Source organism: Nocardia sp. CDC160 (genome assembly GCF_035818795.1).
GTDB lineage: Bacteria > Actinomycetota > Actinomycetes > Mycobacteriales > Mycobacteriaceae > Nocardia.
Genome location: NZ_JAYKYT010000003.1, coordinates 995,672 through 1,011,268 on the forward strand (window position 1 = coordinate 995,672; position 15,597 = coordinate 1,011,268).

Genomic DNA, 15,597 nt, shown 5'->3' on the forward strand with positions numbered 1-15,597 from the left:
AGTTGTCCCGCACACTGCCCAGGGTGTTCGAATCCACTCCGCCGCCGGACGCCGATCTCACGGTGTTGCACAGCCTTCCGCATCCGGCCTGCCTGCACGACGGCGGCTACGACGTGGTCGCCGCGAACGACCCCTTCCGCAAACTGTTCCCCGGGACGGGCGCGGGCGCGAACCTCATGACCGCGATCCTGCTCGAACCCATGGCCCGCTACCGGCTCGGCGACTGGGAAGCCGAAGCGCAGGTGATGGTTTCGACCTTCCGCGCGGCCGCGCCCGGACTGCGGCCCGAACGGGTGGAGGAGATCGTCAATCTGGCCCGCCGGTCGCCGGACTGGGATCGGCTCTGGCACAACGAGGACGTGGTGTCGATCCCGCGCGAGCGCACGGTGCTGATGAACGATCCGGTGACCCGCAAGGAGCGCCGGATGTATGTGCAGACCTTCGAGTTTCAGGCGCCGCGGCGGCCCTGGTGGATGTTGACGGTCGTGCCGTTCGACTGACGGCCGGTCGGGCTTGCGCGGTCGGTCAGGCTTGCGCAGCAGGCACTTCGAACCAGCCGTCTTCGGGCTCGGCGAAGCCGTGGTACATGAGCGGGATACGGCGGTCGACCCCGAAATGCCGGTACACCGCGAGCATGGCGGTGCGCACGGCGTGATCGTGGAAGTCGTCGATGCGGCGCGCGCCGAGCCAGTGTTCGGGCAGCAGGTCCAGGCGCGTCATCTCGTCCGGGTCGTCCATGTCCAGCCCGACGGGTCCGGGATCGACGATGAAGTGATCGTGCAGCACCGCGTGCACGGCGTGCGGATCGTGCCGCCCGACGCGCAGCGCCAGGAACCGGGTGCGAATGGCGGGTGAGCCATGCGCCTGCAACCAGTCCACGAGATACGGGTTGCGGTGCGGAATCGACCTACCGGACAGCGGCGTCTGCTCCACCACGTGCAGCACGCTCGCGCCGGGCACCCGGGGTTCGGGGACGAGGAAGAGGCTGAGCACCGGTGTGCCGGAGTCGCTGTCGCAGAGGCAGACCTTGGTGCGCATGGGGTCGGGCATGCGCCGCTCCTTATCAGGAGAGGGTTGCTGGCGTCGTCATCCGAATTGTGCCGCGGCGTCGAGTTGGCAGACTCGGACAGATCTCTCCTCGACGCCCGACCGTTGCAACACTCGGAATTCTACGCCCCGACCAGCCTGCCCCGAGAGCCCTGCCGGGTCGGCTGGGTCGCCAGCTGGCCCTCGATGGTGGCCCGGACAGTCGGCCACTCCTCGTCCAGGATCGAGTAGAAGGCGGTGCTGCGCACCTCGCCGTCCAGCCCGCGCGAATGCGCCCGGCGCACCCCGTCGCTGGTGGCGCCCAGCCGCTCGATCGCCATGCGGGAGCGGAGGTTTCGCACATCGGCCCGCATGGCTATGCGCTTGACCCGCCACACCTCGAAGGCGTGTTGCAACAGCAGCAGCTTGGACTCCAGGTTGATGCCCGCGCCGCGAGCCTCCCGGGACAGCCAGGTATTGCCGATCTCGGCGGCGTCGGGCACCGCGAGCAGCGGGTCGCCGTTCGGGGTGCCGTGCACCAGCGGCCACACCACCGGGCCCTGCCAGTAGTCGAACCGGGTGAACCGGGTGGACCCCAGCACCCGCCCACTGGCGACGGCGATGATGGCGAAGGCCAGCGAGGTGCCCGCGGCATGCCCGGACAACGCCTGAGCCACATATTCCAGCGCCTCGTCCACTCCGTGCGGGACAGGCGTGAACGCGTAGTCGTCACGATTCCCCGCGGCAGCCTCCGCAAGCCCCGTGGCATGCTGCGGCGCAAGGGGTTCCAGCCGTACCAGACGGCCGGTCAGGGTTACGGGTACGGGCACGTTCCCTCGATCTTTCAGGTCGGTGAGGGGCCCGCGTCAGGCAGTGGCCGCCCCGGCCACACACTCCGGAATCGACGAACCAGCCCTGGCGCGCCAGTAGCAGCATCGGATAGTGGGATGAACGATAGCGGAACACCAGCGCACCGCGCCGCAGGCGGCATGTAAATTTCATGCGCTCAACCCGCGCGTCGCGCACTTATTTCCCAGGTGTCATTCAGCCGGTCCCGCCGACCATCCCCGCACCCCCGGGGCGACCCACTTCCCGGGCCCGAAATAGGCGAATACCTATGCGCTGGAAGGTATTACTACGCCCTGCTCGAGGCCAGATGGTCGCGGCCTCGGGGCTGGCAGGTGCGGTCCCGGCGGCCAGGGCTTGGCCGACCTGGTCGCGCACGGCCTCGGTCAGGTCGTGATGCAGGCCGGTGTCGTCGCCCTGCGCGCGCTGCCGTTCCTGATATTCGGCCATCCGCCGGACCACGAGCCGGAAGTCGCTGTCCCGCACCAGTTGCACGAGTTCCATCCACGCCTGCACCTGCTCGGGGGTCGGGTCCTCGGGCAGATCGGGCATGCTGGTGCGCAGCAGCTCCAGACGTGCCAGCGCATCGACGTCGTAGAGCCGGTAGCCGACCGGGCTGTGACAGGTCGGCGGGACGATCCCCTTGTCGGAGTAGAACCGAATCGTCTTGACCGTCAAACCGTCCGTTCGGCCAGCGCCCCGATCGTGAAAAGCATCTCGTCGTCCATGCCTCAACCCTGCCGTCTCCCTCAGATGGAGACTCGAGCCAACACCCCAGCATTCGAGGTGTCGTGGGACGACGAAATTCGCTGGTTTCACATCTCCGGAGGGGCTACTGACACAGCGCTTCGTGGAAGTCTGGACTGCTGCCTTGCCTGTTGCAACGGTAGGACCACTCGACAGCTCCGGGCTTCCAGAGTTTGCCGTTGTATGTGAATGTGGATTGCTGGCGCACCGCGCGGACCGAGTCGTCCTGCGGCACGTCGAAAGTGACGGTGACCACGGGGTTTGCGCTGTCCGGGTTGGCAATGTCCACGGTGCACGGGTGGTCGATCTTGTCGTCCGGGCCCGCACCGCACGTGTCGGTGAGATTCATCAGCAGCAGCGCTTGGTGCCGCGTCAACGGCGCCTCGGGCTTCGACTGTGTGGGCTGGTTGGCACTCGATGCCTGCGCCGCGGGACCGGAATCGGTACTCGCACAGCCAATCACGGTGAACAGCGGCAATAACGACACGGCAACCGCCGCGATAATGGGGCGCTTCATGGCTTCTCCGTTTGTCAGAGTGAGACGCCACGGTATCAGAATGTTGCCGACTATTAGCTACGGTGTAGACAATCGTTACGAACGCGCTCGTCCTGACGGCCGACGAAACGACAGAGCCCCCACCCGGACACCGGACGGGGGCTCTGCAGAGTCTCTACCAGCAGCGATGGGTGCGCTGCCTGACTTCTGCGCGAACGGTCAGACGTTGAAGCGGAATTCGACTACGTCGCCGTCGGACATGATGTAGTCCTTGCCTTCCATGCGGACCTTGCCCGCGGACTTGGCGGCGGCCATGGAGCCTGCTTCGACGAGGTCGGTGAAGGCGACGATTTCGGCCTTGATGAAGCCGCGTTCGAAGTCGGTGTGGATGACTCCGGCGGCCTTGGGGGCGGTGTCGCCCTGGTGGATGGTCCAGGCGCGGGCTTCCTTGGGACCGGCGGTGAGGTAGGTCTGCAGGCCGAGGGTATGGAAACCGGCGCGGGCCAGGGCGTGCAGGCCGGGCTCGGTCTGGCCGATGGATTCCAGGAGTTCGAGGGCGGATTCCTCGTCGAGTTCGAGGAGTTCGGCCTCGACCTTGGCGTCGAGGAAGACAGCGTCGGCGGGGGCGACGGCGGCCTTCAGCTCCGCCTTCTTGGCCTCATCGGTGAGGATCGACTCGTCGGCGTTGAAGACATAGAGGAACGGCTTGATGGTGAGCAGCGAGAGTTCCTTCAGCAGTTCGGTATCCACCTGGGCCCGCGCGGCGAACAGGGTCTTGCCGCTGTTGAGGATCTCCTGCGCCTGCTTGGCGGCGTCGGCGACCGGCTTACGGTCCTTCTTGACCTTGGCTTCCTTGTCGAGGCGGACGACCGCCTTCTCCAGGGTCTGCAGGTCGGCCAGGATGAGCTCGGTCTCGATGACCTCGATATCGGAGAGCGGATCGACCTTGCCGTCGACGTGGATCACGTCGTCATCGGCGAAGACGCGCACCACCTGGCAGATGGCATCGGCCTCACGGATATTCGCCAGGAACTTGTTGCCCAGGCCCGCGCCCTCGGACGCGCCCTTCACAATGCCCGCGATATCGACGAACGACACGGTGGCCGGGACAATACGCTCGGAACCGAAGATCTCGGCCAGCTTGTTCAACCGCGGATCCGGCAGCGGCACCACGCCGACATTCGGCTCGATGGTGGCGAAGGGATAGTTCGCGGCCAGCACGTCATTGCGCGTCAAGGCGTTGAACAGCGTCGACTTTCCGACGTTGGGCAGGCCGACGATTCCGAGGGTGAGACTCACGAGAGTGGGAGTCTACCCGGACCGTCGGCCCACTCCATCACCGCAGGTCCGGGCACTGGGTTCAGACCTGGGGCGCCGGGTTCAGACCCGAGGCGCGCGACCGAGGTAGGCCAGCAGTTCGGCGACCACCGGGGTGTCGGTCTCGGGGATCTCCGTGACGATCGGGGCGAAGACGCCGTAGTCGCGCAGCGGCTCGATGAGGCCGCGGGCGGCGGTCAGGAGGTGGCGCGCGAGCTCGTCGGTCAGGGGGGAGGGCTGGCCGGTGGCGATGGCGATGTCCCAGGCGTGTACGGCGGCGTCGAGGGCGCACATGACCGCGGCGACCGGGGTCGGCAACTCGCCGTGCGGGAGCGGGGTGGGCACGGATTCGGTGTCGTCGGAGACGGTGGCCCAGGCGGTTTCGGTGGGTTCGATTGCGGCGGTGACCAATTCGACCGCGCCGCCCTCGATGACGCCGGACGGCTCGAAGGGGTTGTAGGACGGGCCGTCGCCGATGCCGAGGAACTTGGCGTAGGCCAGCTGATCGCCCGCGGCGTGCTGAACCACCTGCGCCACGGTCCATTCCGAGCAGGGGGTGGGGTTGTTCCACTGGTCCGCGGCGACACCGGCGACCACGTCGGCGAGCGCGCGGTGGGCGGCGGCGACGGCTTCGCGCCAGACCGGGGCCAGGAGGGCGGCGGGGGTGGTCTCGGTCTGCGGGTTGGTGCTCATTGTTCTTGCCTCTCAGGTCGTTTCGATCCGTTGAGATAAAGGTATGACCCGATTAGGCTTGTTTTCTTCCTAATAGATCAGCCAAAGGAAAGGCGTAGCTGTGACCTCCACCACAACGCGTCTGCTGCGCCTGCTCTCCCTCCTCCAGAACGGCACCCACACGGGCCGCGACCTGGCAGAACGCCTTTCCGTCACCGACCGCACCCTCCGCCAGGACATTGCCCGGCTGCGCGAACTGGGCTACCCGGTGCAGGCCGCCCGCGGTCCCATCGGTGGCTACCGGCTCGGGCACGGCGCGACCATGCCGCCGCTGCTGCTCGATGACGAGGAGGCGGTGGCCGTGGCGGTCGCCATGAACATCGCCGCCGACGGCAGCACCGGCATCGCGGACATTCACGCCAATCTCGAACGCGCCCAGGCCAAAATGGACCGCATCCTCCCGAAACGCCTGCAGCGCAAGGTGACCGCCCTGCGCTCGGTCACCGATATCGGGCCCGCCGTCACCGCCTCGCGCGAACCCGACGCCCCCGTCCCCGCGGAAACCCTCGCCACCCTGGCCACCGCCATCCGCGCCACCACCACCGTCCGCGCCGATGACCGCGACCTCGAGCCCTACCGCCTGATCAGCTGGCAGCGCCGCTGGTACCTCGTCGCCTACTCGCTCGACTCACACGCCTGGCAGGCCCTCCCCGTGGCCACCTTCACCCAAATCACCTCGGGTGACCGCCATTTCGCCCCGCGCCCGCTCCCCGATTCCGACCTGGTCGCCTTCGTCATCCGCGAAATAGCCTCCACCGGTTGGCAAGTCCACGCCCGCGTGACGATCCTCGCCCCCGCCGAAACCGTGATCGCCCGCATCAACCCGACGGTCGGCGTCGTCGAACCCCTCGACGAGGAATCCTGCCTCCTGCTGACCGGTGCCGACCGCCTCGAAACAATCGCCATCTACCTATCCATGCTCATGATGGACTTCCGCGTGGACGATCCCCCGGAATTGGTCGCCCACATCCGCACCCTCGCCCGCCGCTATGCCGCCGCCACCGCACCCGAGTGACACTCGTAGGGTCCGGGCCATCTCAGCCGGTACGTAGTTGGAGGCCGGGGTTCTCGGCGATCACGTCGGCAACCGATTGCGCGATCATCGTGAGTTGCGGATAGGCCCGCATGATCGCGTCGACCAGCGGCGCGAGCTGCTCGAAGGCGGGTCTACCATCACCGGCCAGAAAGCGCTTCCCGATCTGGTCCAGCGGAGGCGGAAGAGGCACGGTGCGCACGGGATCCGGCTTGTCCGTGGGAAATTGGTACGGGTCATCGGTGTAGCCGCCCCGGCTCACAATGCCCATCGCGAGCGTCCCCGAGAACAGCGCCCCGCCGCTGTCGCCGGGGAGGGATAGTGCGGTGTGGGTGAAGCGGATCGGTGGCCGCCCCGGGTCGGGCCGGTCGACCGCGAGAATGATGCCGCAGGTGAATCCGGTGGTGGAGCCGTACTTGCACACCGGTGCGCCGACCACGGGAATGCCGACGCCGGTGATCGGGATCGCGCCGCCGGAAGTGCGAACCATGTTGTTACCGAACGAGTCCCGCTTGTCGTCCGCGATTCGCACAATGGCGTAGTCCCGCACCCCGTCCATCACCGACTTCTCGAACACGCCGACTTGCGAACCGGCCTTCATCGCCGAGGTGACCTCGAAGGTCCGCCCCTCCACACCGCTCGGCGGATCATCCTCGGTCGCGGCATCGCAATGCCCCGCCGTCAACGCCACCGAATCCCCGTCGCCCGCAACGGCATTGAACGCCCACGAACACGCGTACCCCGCATCGGTGACAAACCGATCACCCCCATCCACCATTGCCGAACCCACAGGCGCGCCCGGCGTCGCCGCCCCGGCGCCCGCCCACCGCTGCGCCGTTTCCGCCCAGCGTGAATACTCCCCGACATCGATACCCAGGTCCCGCCCGATCGCCGCGACCAATCCCGGCGGAAACTCGTCACCGGGCCCCGCGGCCCCGCCCCGGACCGGCACGGCCGCCACCCCCGCGACCATTGCCACCACGACAATCCCCAACCGCCCCCACACGAAGTTGGTCATACGAACCAACGTAAACCCGCCCAGACCGCCAACCCCGCAATTCGGACACGTGCCGTGAAATCACCGGCCGCCGAGGCCGGAGAGGGCTATGCCCTGGATGAAGGAGCGCTGGGCCAGGGCATAGATGAGCAGGAGGGGCAGCAGGATGAGGGTGGCGGCGGCCATGAGCAGGGGCCAGTTGGTGGTGTATTGGCCCTGAAGGCGGACGAGGCCGAGGGTCGCGGTGGCGTAGGAGTTGCGTTGGATCATGATCAGGGGCCAGAGGAAGTCGTTCCAGACCGTGATCCAGGTGAGGACGGCCAGGACCATGACGGCGGGCTTGGTGTGGGGTAGCAGGACTCGCCAATAGGTTTGCCAGGGGGTGCAGCCGTCCAGGGTGGCCGCTTCCTCCAATTCCCTTGGGAGGGTTCGGAAGAACTGGCGCATGAGGTATGTGCCGAAGGCGCTGCCGAAGAGGCCGGGGACGATCATGGACCAGGGGGTGTCCATCCAGCCGAAGGCCCGCATGAGCAAGAACTGCGGGATGACGGTGACGGTCAGGGGGACCATGAGGGTGGCGAGGTAGCCGAGGAAGAGGGCCTCGCGGCCGGGGAAGCGGAGGCGGGCGAAGGCGTAGCCCGCGAGGGAGCAGAAGAAGACCTGCCCCGCGGTCACGCAGGCGGCGTAGAGGACCGTGTTGAGGAGCATGCGGCCCAGGGGGATGACCTCGAAAGCCTCACGGTAGTTGGACCATTGGGGATGGGACGGGAGCGGGGCCGCGTCGAGCAGTTCGCCGTCGGGTTTCAGGGAGGCGGAGATCGACCAGAGGATGGGGGTCAGGGCACACCAGGCCACGGTGACGAGGGCCAGGTAGGTGAGGAGGCCGAAGATCAGACGGCGCGGCGCGGTCACAGGTCGGCCTCCGATCGGCGCGCCAGCCACTGCTGGATGACGGTGAATGCCAGCAGGATTGCGAAGATCACCCAGGCCAGGGCCGAGGCGTAGCCGACCTCGTAGAAGCGGAAGGCGATCTGGAACAACATGATTCCCAGGACGTAGGTGCCGGTTTCCGGACCGCCGTTGCTGCCGGTGAGGGCGTAGGCCTGGTCGAAGGCCTGCACGGAATTGATGATGGTGATGACGAGCACGAACGACAGGGCACCGCGAATCAAGGGGACGGTGATCGACCGAAAGCGGCGGAACGCGCTCGCACCGTCGATTTTGGCTGCCTCGTAGAGGTTTTCGGGGACGCCCTGCATGGCGGCCAGGAGAATCACGGTGGCGAAGGGCACCGACTTCCAGACCGTGACCAGACTCAGCGAGACCAGGGCCCAGTGCGGATCGGTCAGCCAGGGCACCGGGCCCAGACCGATCCAACCCAGCACGATATTGGCCAGACCGTCGTCACTGGCGAAAATGAAGCGGAACACCACCGCCATGGCCACGGTCGATGCCACCAGCGGCAGGAAGGCCAGGGTCCGAAACAGGCCAATGCCGCGCAGTTTTCGATTCAACAGGCCCGCCACCGCGAGACTGACCGCAATGGTCGGCACCAGGGTGAGAACCGTGAAGACCGCCGTATTCCGCAGCGCGATATAGAACAGCGGGTCCTCGGAGACCAGTCGGCGATAATTGTCGATCCCGATGTAGCGGGGCGGGCTGAACAGATCCCACGAGTGAAAGCTCAAATACAGCGAAAACCCCAGCGGGAAAAGCAGAAACACCAGAATAGACGCCAGATTCGGTGCGACGAACAGTCTTCCGGCACGAGCCCGCCGACGATCCAGCGCCGACCCTCTCATACCGCCGCCCGCAACAGCTGATCGATATCGGCGCTGGTCTGCCCGCCCAGGGAGGCCGCCGTCGCCGCACCGCGCAGCACCCGATTGCACCCGCGTTCCAGCAGCGCCTCGACCTTGCCCCACAAGGGCGTCACCGCCAGCGGCCGCGAATTCTCCGGCCCCTCGGTGAACACCTCGAGGTTGCGCAACCCTGGATGCGCCGCGGCGAAACCGGGTGAACCCATGGCCGAACGCAATACCGGCACGAACAGTCCGGACTCCGCGATGATCGCCTGCCCCTCCGGCCCGGTCGCGAATTTCACGAATTCCCAAGCCTGTTCGCGCCGCGGACTGGCCGCCGCGATCGCCAGCCCGGTACTGCCGATATCGGTGATCGCCCCGGGCCCGCCGTGCGGCCCGACCGGCAACACCGTCACATCGACGTCCAGATCGTCGCGTCCCGCGAATTCCGAGTACAGCCAATGCCCGCCCATGAGCATGGCCGCACGCCCGCTCCGAAACAGGTCCTGCGCCGAAACCGATTGCCGGTCACCGACACTGGGCGCGACACCGTGCCGCACGGCGAGGTCGGCATAGAACTGCAACCCCTCCGCGAACCGCGCATCACCGAGGTTGGTCCGGGTCGGTCGCACCGGCGGGCTGAACCATTCGCAGCCATTGTTCATTCCGAAGCAGGCCGCCGAGAAGTACGGCACCCAGGCGTCGACGAAACCCCACTGCCGGGTCCGCCCATCCGCATCGCGGCGAGTCAACCGCTGTGCGGCCGTGAGGAATTCGGAGAACGTCCAAGCCTGCGACCACCGCACCGGCGGCCGAATCCCCTCCTCGTCGAACAGCTTCCGGTTGTAGTAGAGAAACACTCCCGACCACTGCTCCGGCAGCGCGTACTGCCCGCCGTCCCACACGAACGTATCGCGCAGCGTCGCATACCCGTCCGCCCGCAAGTCCGCGGCGTACTCCGGATCCCGATCGAGGAATTCGCGCAGATCCACCAGCACACCGCGATCCGCGAGCCCCGCGTACAGCAGCTCCCACGCCATCAGCACGTCCGGGCACTTTCCCCCGGCACAGTAGGTCAGCATCTGCTGCAACGGATCCGGCCCCGACATGATGGTGCGAATCCGAATATCGGGTCGCCGCCGCTGGAATTCGTCGATGATGCGCAGCCGCGCCCGCGCCTCCTCGGGCCGTGCCTGGAAGAAGAAGGTGACCGCGTCGTCGTCCCCGCCCGCGCATGCGGTCGCCCCGAGGCCGCCGGAGACCCCGAGCAGCCCCGCCAGTCCGGCCGAGCGCAGCAGGGTACGCCGATCGAATCCGCCGCGCGCGCCGTCGTTTTCCCGCCCGGGCCCGCCGCGCTCCCGCGCGGGCGTGGAGCGTAACGGCTGCGGCATCGCGTCTCCTCAGGTCGCGGGTGGTCGCGGCGGGCGCGACGGGGCGATGGGGCGGCGACGGCGGCCGAAGAAGATATATCTCCGTGAACTAAATGAACTAATCACACTCGCCGTGACCTGGATCTCGAACAGCATGGCAGCATACGGGGAGCAACCCGCGACACGTGGAGAACACGCGAACTCGCGGGTGCCTTTCCGGACCGCACCACCCCGTCGCGCCCGGCGCAGCGTCCCCCGGGCCACCCGTACCCGGCGGTCCGATACGTACAAATCGGCTGTTTCAAAGCCGATTCGGGCTCGTGTCGGTTGAGCTACGTTGTCCACAATTCAGTTAGAAACCGCTGTACCGCACGGGAGAGTTGTCGCATGGCGACCATTGAATATCTCCGGACGGATCCCGACCTACCTCCGGTAGGCGTCGTGGACCGGACGCCCCTGTCGCCCAGGAAGAAGGGCATCTTCGCCGCGATCGCGGTGGTCGGCGCGATCGCCTGGGCGATCCTCGCTTTCGCGCGCGGGGAGAACGTCAACGCGGTGTGGATCGTGGTCGCCGCCATCTGCACCTATGTGCTCGCGTATCAGTTCTACGCCCGGCTCATCGAATACAAGATCACCAAGCCGCGCGATGACGTCGCCACTCCGGCCGAGGCCATGGAGAACGGCAAGGACTACATGCCGATGGACCGCCGGGTCCTGTTCGGCCACCACTTCGCCGCCATCGCGGGCGCGGGCCCGCTGGTCGGCCCGGTGCTCGCCGCGCAGATGGGCTACCTGCCCGGCACCATCTGGATCATTGTCGGCGTGGTGCTGGCCGGTGCGGTGCAGGACTACCTGGTGCTGTGGGCGTCGGTGAAGCGCCGCGGCCGCTCGCTGGGCCAGATGGCCCGCGACGAGCTCGGCGTGGTCGGCGGCATCGCGGCCATCATCGCGGTGCTGGTCATCATGATGATCCTGCTCGCGGTGCTCGGCATCGTCGTGGTGAACGCCCTCGCGGCCACCACGAACAAGTCCACCGGCGCGCTCGAGGGCGGCAGCCCGTGGGGTGTCTTCTCCATCGCCATGACCATCCCGATCGCCCTGTTCATGGGCCTGTACCTGCGCTTCCTGCGCCCGGGCAAGGTCGGCGAGGTGTCGATCATCGGCTTCGCGCTGTTGCTGCTGGCCATCATCTCCGGCAACTGGGTGGCCGGATCCGGTTGGGGCCGTGACGCGTTCACGCTGTCGGGCACCACCATCTCCTGGATGCTGATCATCTACGGCTTCATCGCCTCGGTGCTGCCGGTGTGGATGCTGCTCGCCCCGCGCGACTACCTGTCCACCTTCATGAAGATCGGCACCATCGCCCTGCTGGCGGTCGGCGTGCTGGTCACCATGCCGGTGCTGAAGGCCCCCGCGGTCTCCCAGTTCGCCAGCAACTCCAACGGTCCGTCCTTCGCGGGCAGCCTGTTCCCGTTCCTGTTCATCACCATCGCGTGCGGCGCACTGTCCGGCTTCCACTCGCTGGTGTCCTCGGGCACCACGCCCAAGCTGCTGGAGAAGCAGTCGCAGGCGCGCATGATCGGCTACGGCGGCATGCTCATGGAGTCGTTCGTGGCGGTCATGGCGATCATCGCCGCCTCGATCCTGGATCAGCACCTGTACTTCGCCATCAACAGCCCCAGCCTGACCACCGCGCAGGCCGCGGCCGACAGCGTGAACAAGCTGGGTGTGGGCGGCGATCCGATCGACGCGAACTACCTGAACGGAATCGCCCAGGGCGTGGGCGAATCCCGCGTCTACTCGCGCACCGGTGGCGCGCCGACGCTGGCCATCGGCATGACCGAGGTCATGCACAAGTTCATCGGCGGCAACAGCCTCAAGGCGTTCTGGTACCACTTCGCCATCATGTTCGAGGCGCTGTTCATCCTCACCACCATCGACGCGGGCACCCGGGTCGCGCGGTTCATGCTCTCGGATTCACTCGGCAATCTGGGCGGCGCGGCCAAGAAGTTCCGGGATCCGTCCTGGTGGCCGGGCGTGTTCATCTGCTCGGGCATCGTGGTGGCGGCGTGGGGTTCGGTGCTGCTCATGGGCGTCACCGACCCGCTGGGCGGCATCAACACGCTGTACCCGCTGTTCGGCATCTCCAACCAGTTGCTGGCCGCCATCGCCCTGACGGTGGTGCTGGTGATCGTGGTCAAGAAGGGCCTGGTGAAATGGGCCTGGATTCCGGCGATTCCGCTGGTCTGGGACCTGATCGTGACCATGACCGCCTCGTTCCAGAAGATCTTCTCCGGCGACCCGAAGATCGGCTACTGGACGCTGCACTACAACACCATCGACAAGCAGAACACCTATATCGCGGCCCGCGATGCGAATCAGCTGCCGAAGGGCGTCAAGGACGCCGCGGCGTTGAATCAGGCGATCCACGATATGGACAAGATCATCCGCAATACCTTCATCCAGGGCACGCTCTCCATCGTGTTCGCGGTGATGGTGCTGATCGTGGCGCTGGTCGGAGTGTGGGTGTGCGCCAAGGCCATCCGTTCGGGCGGCAGCGAGACCACCGAATCGCCGGAGGAGCCGTCGAAGATCTTCGGTCCCAGCGGCTTCGTGGCCACCACGGCGGAGAAGGAGGTCCAGGAGCAGTGGAACACCCTGATCGCCGAGGGCAAGGTCCGCGCGCCGGGCGCGGCCTCGGTGCTGAGTCACTGATGTACCGAGCCGGGTCACTGACGTGCCGATGAGCACCTTCGACGCCCCGCCGACCGCAGGCCCCCTGCGGTCGGCGGGACTCGTCCTGGTCCGGGCCCTGAAAGCCCTTGTCTGGTGGTTCAACTCGATCCTGGGCGGCAACGACTACCAGCGCTATGTCCAGCACCTGCGGCTCCGGCATCCGGGCTGCGAGATCCCCTCCGAGCGGGACTATTGGCGCGACCGCCACGCCGCCGCGACCCGGAATCCCGGCAATCGCTGCTGCTGAGGGCGTATGCCAACGCGTCGACTGATCTCGGAACGCTCGGGGTAACTCGTCGGGTACGCCCAGAATCGGTTCGGCTCCCAACCGTCGGCACGGGTGCGCGAGAGTAGGCGGCTCGCGGCCGTCCGCTGAAGATTCGGGGAGGCGGTGTCCGTTTTCCGCTAGCGGCGCGTGCTCACGGCTGACAAGGTGGTATCCGTGAGTGCGAACGAATTGGATTTCGAGCGTTGCTACCGCGCCGTGGCGACCCGCGATGCCAGGTTCGATGGGCATTTCGTCACCGCGGTGCGCACCACCGGAATTTATTGCCGCCCTTCCTGTCCGGCCATTACCCCCAAACGAACCAACGTCACCTTCCTGCCGACCGCCGCGGCCGCGCAACAGAGCGGTTTCCGCGCCTGCCGACGCTGCCTGCCCGATGCCGCGCCCGGGTCGCCGCTCTGGAACACCCGCGCGGACCTGGCGTCCCGGGCCATGCGATTGATCGGCGACGGGGTCATCGAACGCGGCGGGGTGCCCGCGCTGGCCGACGCGCTCGGCTACTCCCAGCGGCAGCTGACCCGCGTGCTGACCAGTGAACTCGGCGCGGGCCCACTGGCCCTGGCGCGGGCCCATCGCGCGCACACCGCGCGACTGCTGATCCAGACCACGCGATTATCGATGTCGGATATCGCGTTCGCGGCGGGCTTCGCCAGCATTCGGCAGTTCAACGACACCGTGCGCGAGGTCTTCGCGGTGAGCCCGACGACATTGCGCGAGGAGTCGCGCCGCCGCAATGGCGACACGCTTCCGGCCACCAATGGGCTGCTCACCCTGCGCCTGCCCTACCGCGAGCCGCTCGACCAGTCGTGGCTGGAATGGTTCCTGGCCGCGCACGTCGTTCCCGGGCTGGAGCTGTGGGAGAACGGGATCTACACGCGCAGCCTGCGAACACCGCACGGCCACACCACCATTCGGCTGTCGATCCAGCCCGGGCACGTGCGTGCCTCGCTATCGCTGCAGGACATGCGCGATCTCGCGCCCACCGTGGCGCGCATTCGACACTTCCTCGACCTGGACGCCGATCCGGTCGGTATCGACGAGGCCTTGACCGCGGGCATGGCGGGAAGTCCACTGCACCCGCATGTTTCGGGCGACACGGACCCGGGGATCACGCTCCCGGCCGGAATTCGCGTGCCGGGCTGCCTGGATGGCCCGGAGTTGTTGCTGCGCACCATGATCGGCCAGCAGATCTCGGTGGCGGCGGCCAATACCCACACCGCACGGCTGGTGCAGGGCCTGGGCGAGACCATCACCGGGCCGATCCCGCACCTGTTCCCCACCGCCGAGACGATCGCTGAACGCGGATCCGAGGTGCTGACCGGTCCGGGGCGGCGGGTGGACGCCATTGTCGGCGCGGCCAAGGCGCTCGCCACCGGCGACCTGGTCCTGCACTCCGGGCGCACCGCCGCCGACCTGCGGCGGGATCTGCTCGCCCTGGATGGCGTGGGCCCGTGGACCGCGGACTACGTCACCATGCGCCTGCTCGCCGACCCGGACGTGCTGCTGCACTCCGACCTGGTGGTACGCCGGGGCGCGGGACTGCTCGGCATCGATCTCGCCGACGCCGCGCGCTTCTCGCCGTGGCGCTCCTACCTGACCATGCACCTCTGGAAATACGCGCTCGCCCGCCCGGCCGAGGGCACACCCAAGCCATCCACCCAGACCGGGAGGACACCGCGATGAGCTCCGAAAACCGTAACCCGACAGCAGATTTCGCCACTCTCGAGACGCCAGCGGGGCCGTTCACCGCCCTCGTGGACGCCGACGGCGCGGTCCTGGCCTCGGGCTGGATCGCCGAGCCGGAGGCCCTGCGCGTCCTCGTGCACCCGACCATCCGGCCCGCGACGCTGCGCGCACGCGACTCGCTGGGACCGGTCTCGCGGGCCATCGCGGCCTATCACGAGGGCGATCTCACCGCCATCGACGCCATCACCGTCCGCCAGGTCTCCGGGCCGTTCCTCACCCACGCGTGGGAGGTCCTGCGCAAGGTCCCCGCCGGAGATCCGATCACCTACACCGAGTTCGCGGTGGTCTCCGGCCGCCCGACCGCGACCCGCGCCGCCGCCAATGCCTGCGCCCGCAATGCGGCGGCCCTGTTCGTCCCCTGCCATCGCGTCCTGCGCACCGACGGCACCCTCGGCGGCTTCCGCTACGGCCTGCCCATCAAACGCTGGCTCCTCGACCACGAGTCCGCCTGAGCGGCGGGTGC

16 protein-coding genes are annotated in these 15,597 nt (G+C 67.4%); 6 read left to right on the top strand and 10 right to left on the bottom strand.

Annotation, left to right across the window (positions count from 1 at the left end):
* Positions 1 to 23 precede the first annotated feature (23 nt).
* Entirely contained in the window at positions 24 to 500 is a 477-nt protein-coding gene (locus VMT40_RS19235) for an MmyB family transcriptional regulator (protein WP_326359729.1), read from the top strand.
* Positions 501 to 525: 25 nt separating this feature from the next.
* On the opposite strand, the gene VMT40_RS19240 is transcribed toward VMT40_RS19235, so the two are convergent.
* The 6 genes from VMT40_RS19240 to VMT40_RS19265 form a co-directional block, all read right to left on the bottom strand.
* Positions 526 to 1,050, bottom strand: coding sequence for a hypothetical protein (locus VMT40_RS19240; protein ID WP_326359730.1), 525 nt, complete (start codon positions 1,048 to 1,050; stop codon positions 526 to 528).
* A gap of 119 nt (positions 1,051 to 1,169) precedes the next feature.
* On the bottom strand, positions 1,170 to 1,856 hold the full coding sequence (locus VMT40_RS19245; RefSeq protein WP_326359731.1) for a GNAT family N-acetyltransferase: 687 nt from the start codon (positions 1,854 to 1,856) through the stop codon (positions 1,170 to 1,172).
* 214 nt (positions 1,857 to 2,070) lie between these two features.
* A complete protein-coding gene (locus VMT40_RS19250; RefSeq protein WP_326359732.1) occupies positions 2,071 to 2,550 on the bottom strand; it encodes a MerR family transcriptional regulator in 480 nt (159 codons plus the stop codon).
* Between the two features lie 154 nt (positions 2,551 to 2,704).
* A complete protein-coding gene (locus VMT40_RS19255; RefSeq protein ID WP_326359733.1) occupies positions 2,705 to 3,136 on the bottom strand; it encodes a hypothetical protein in 432 nt (143 codons plus the stop codon).
* Positions 3,137 to 3,334: 198 nt separating this feature from the next.
* A complete protein-coding gene (gene ychF, locus VMT40_RS19260; protein ID WP_326359734.1) occupies positions 3,335 to 4,414 on the bottom strand; it encodes a redox-regulated ATPase YchF in 1,080 nt (359 codons plus the stop codon).
* An 81-nt stretch (positions 4,415 to 4,495) separates the two neighbouring features.
* Complete coding sequence (locus tag VMT40_RS19265) at positions 4,496 to 5,125, bottom strand: TIGR03086 family metal-binding protein (protein ID WP_326359735.1); 630 nt, start codon at positions 5,123 to 5,125, stop codon at positions 4,496 to 4,498.
* A gap of 100 nt (positions 5,126 to 5,225) precedes the next feature.
* Here VMT40_RS19265 and VMT40_RS19270 point away from each other — a divergent pair, with 100 nt between their 5' ends.
* Entirely contained in the window at positions 5,226 to 6,179 is a 954-nt protein-coding gene (locus VMT40_RS19270; protein WP_326359736.1) for a helix-turn-helix transcriptional regulator, read from the top strand.
* A gap of 22 nt (positions 6,180 to 6,201) precedes the next feature.
* On the opposite strand, the gene VMT40_RS19275 is transcribed toward VMT40_RS19270, so the two are convergent.
* Genes VMT40_RS19275 through VMT40_RS19290 form a run of 4 tightly spaced genes read right to left on the bottom strand, consistent with a single transcriptional unit; the run spans position 6,202 to position 10,387 of the window.
* On the bottom strand, positions 6,202 to 7,215 hold the full coding sequence (locus VMT40_RS19275) for a S1 family peptidase (RefSeq protein WP_326359738.1): 1,014 nt from the start codon (positions 7,213 to 7,215) through the stop codon (positions 6,202 to 6,204).
* A 60-nt stretch (positions 7,216 to 7,275) separates the two neighbouring features.
* Complete coding sequence (locus VMT40_RS19280; RefSeq protein WP_326359740.1) at positions 7,276 to 8,106, bottom strand: carbohydrate ABC transporter permease; 831 nt, start codon at positions 8,104 to 8,106, stop codon at positions 7,276 to 7,278.
* Entirely contained in the window at positions 8,103 to 8,996 is an 894-nt protein-coding gene (locus tag VMT40_RS19285; protein WP_326359741.1) for a carbohydrate ABC transporter permease, read from the bottom strand. Before VMT40_RS19285 ends, VMT40_RS19280 begins: the two co-directional genes overlap by 4 nt.
* On the bottom strand, positions 8,993 to 10,387 hold the full coding sequence (locus VMT40_RS19290; protein ID WP_326359742.1) for an ABC transporter substrate-binding protein: 1,395 nt from the start codon (positions 10,385 to 10,387) through the stop codon (positions 8,993 to 8,995). The genes VMT40_RS19285 and VMT40_RS19290 overlap by 4 nt, the downstream gene beginning before the upstream one ends.
* Positions 10,388 to 10,753: 366 nt before the next feature.
* On the opposite strand from VMT40_RS19290, the gene VMT40_RS19295 reads away from it, so the two are divergent.
* The 4 genes from VMT40_RS19295 (at position 10,754) to VMT40_RS19310 (ending at position 15,586) form a co-directional block, all read left to right on the top strand.
* Entirely contained in the window at positions 10,754 to 13,081 is a 2,328-nt protein-coding gene (locus tag VMT40_RS19295; RefSeq protein WP_326359744.1) for a carbon starvation CstA family protein, read from the top strand.
* Between the two features lie 97 nt (positions 13,082 to 13,178).
* Complete coding sequence (locus VMT40_RS19300) at positions 13,179 to 13,349, top strand: YbdD/YjiX family protein (RefSeq protein WP_326360257.1); 171 nt, start codon at positions 13,179 to 13,181, stop codon at positions 13,347 to 13,349.
* Positions 13,350 to 13,544: 195 nt separating this feature from the next.
* Entirely contained in the window at positions 13,545 to 15,071 is a 1,527-nt protein-coding gene (locus VMT40_RS19305) for a DNA-3-methyladenine glycosylase 2 family protein (RefSeq protein WP_326359746.1), read from the top strand.
* On the top strand, positions 15,068 to 15,586 hold the full coding sequence (locus VMT40_RS19310; RefSeq protein ID WP_326359747.1) for a methylated-DNA--[protein]-cysteine S-methyltransferase: 519 nt from the start codon (positions 15,068 to 15,070) through the stop codon (positions 15,584 to 15,586). Before VMT40_RS19305 ends, VMT40_RS19310 begins: the two co-directional genes overlap by 4 nt.
* Positions 15,587 to 15,597 lie beyond the last annotated feature (11 nt).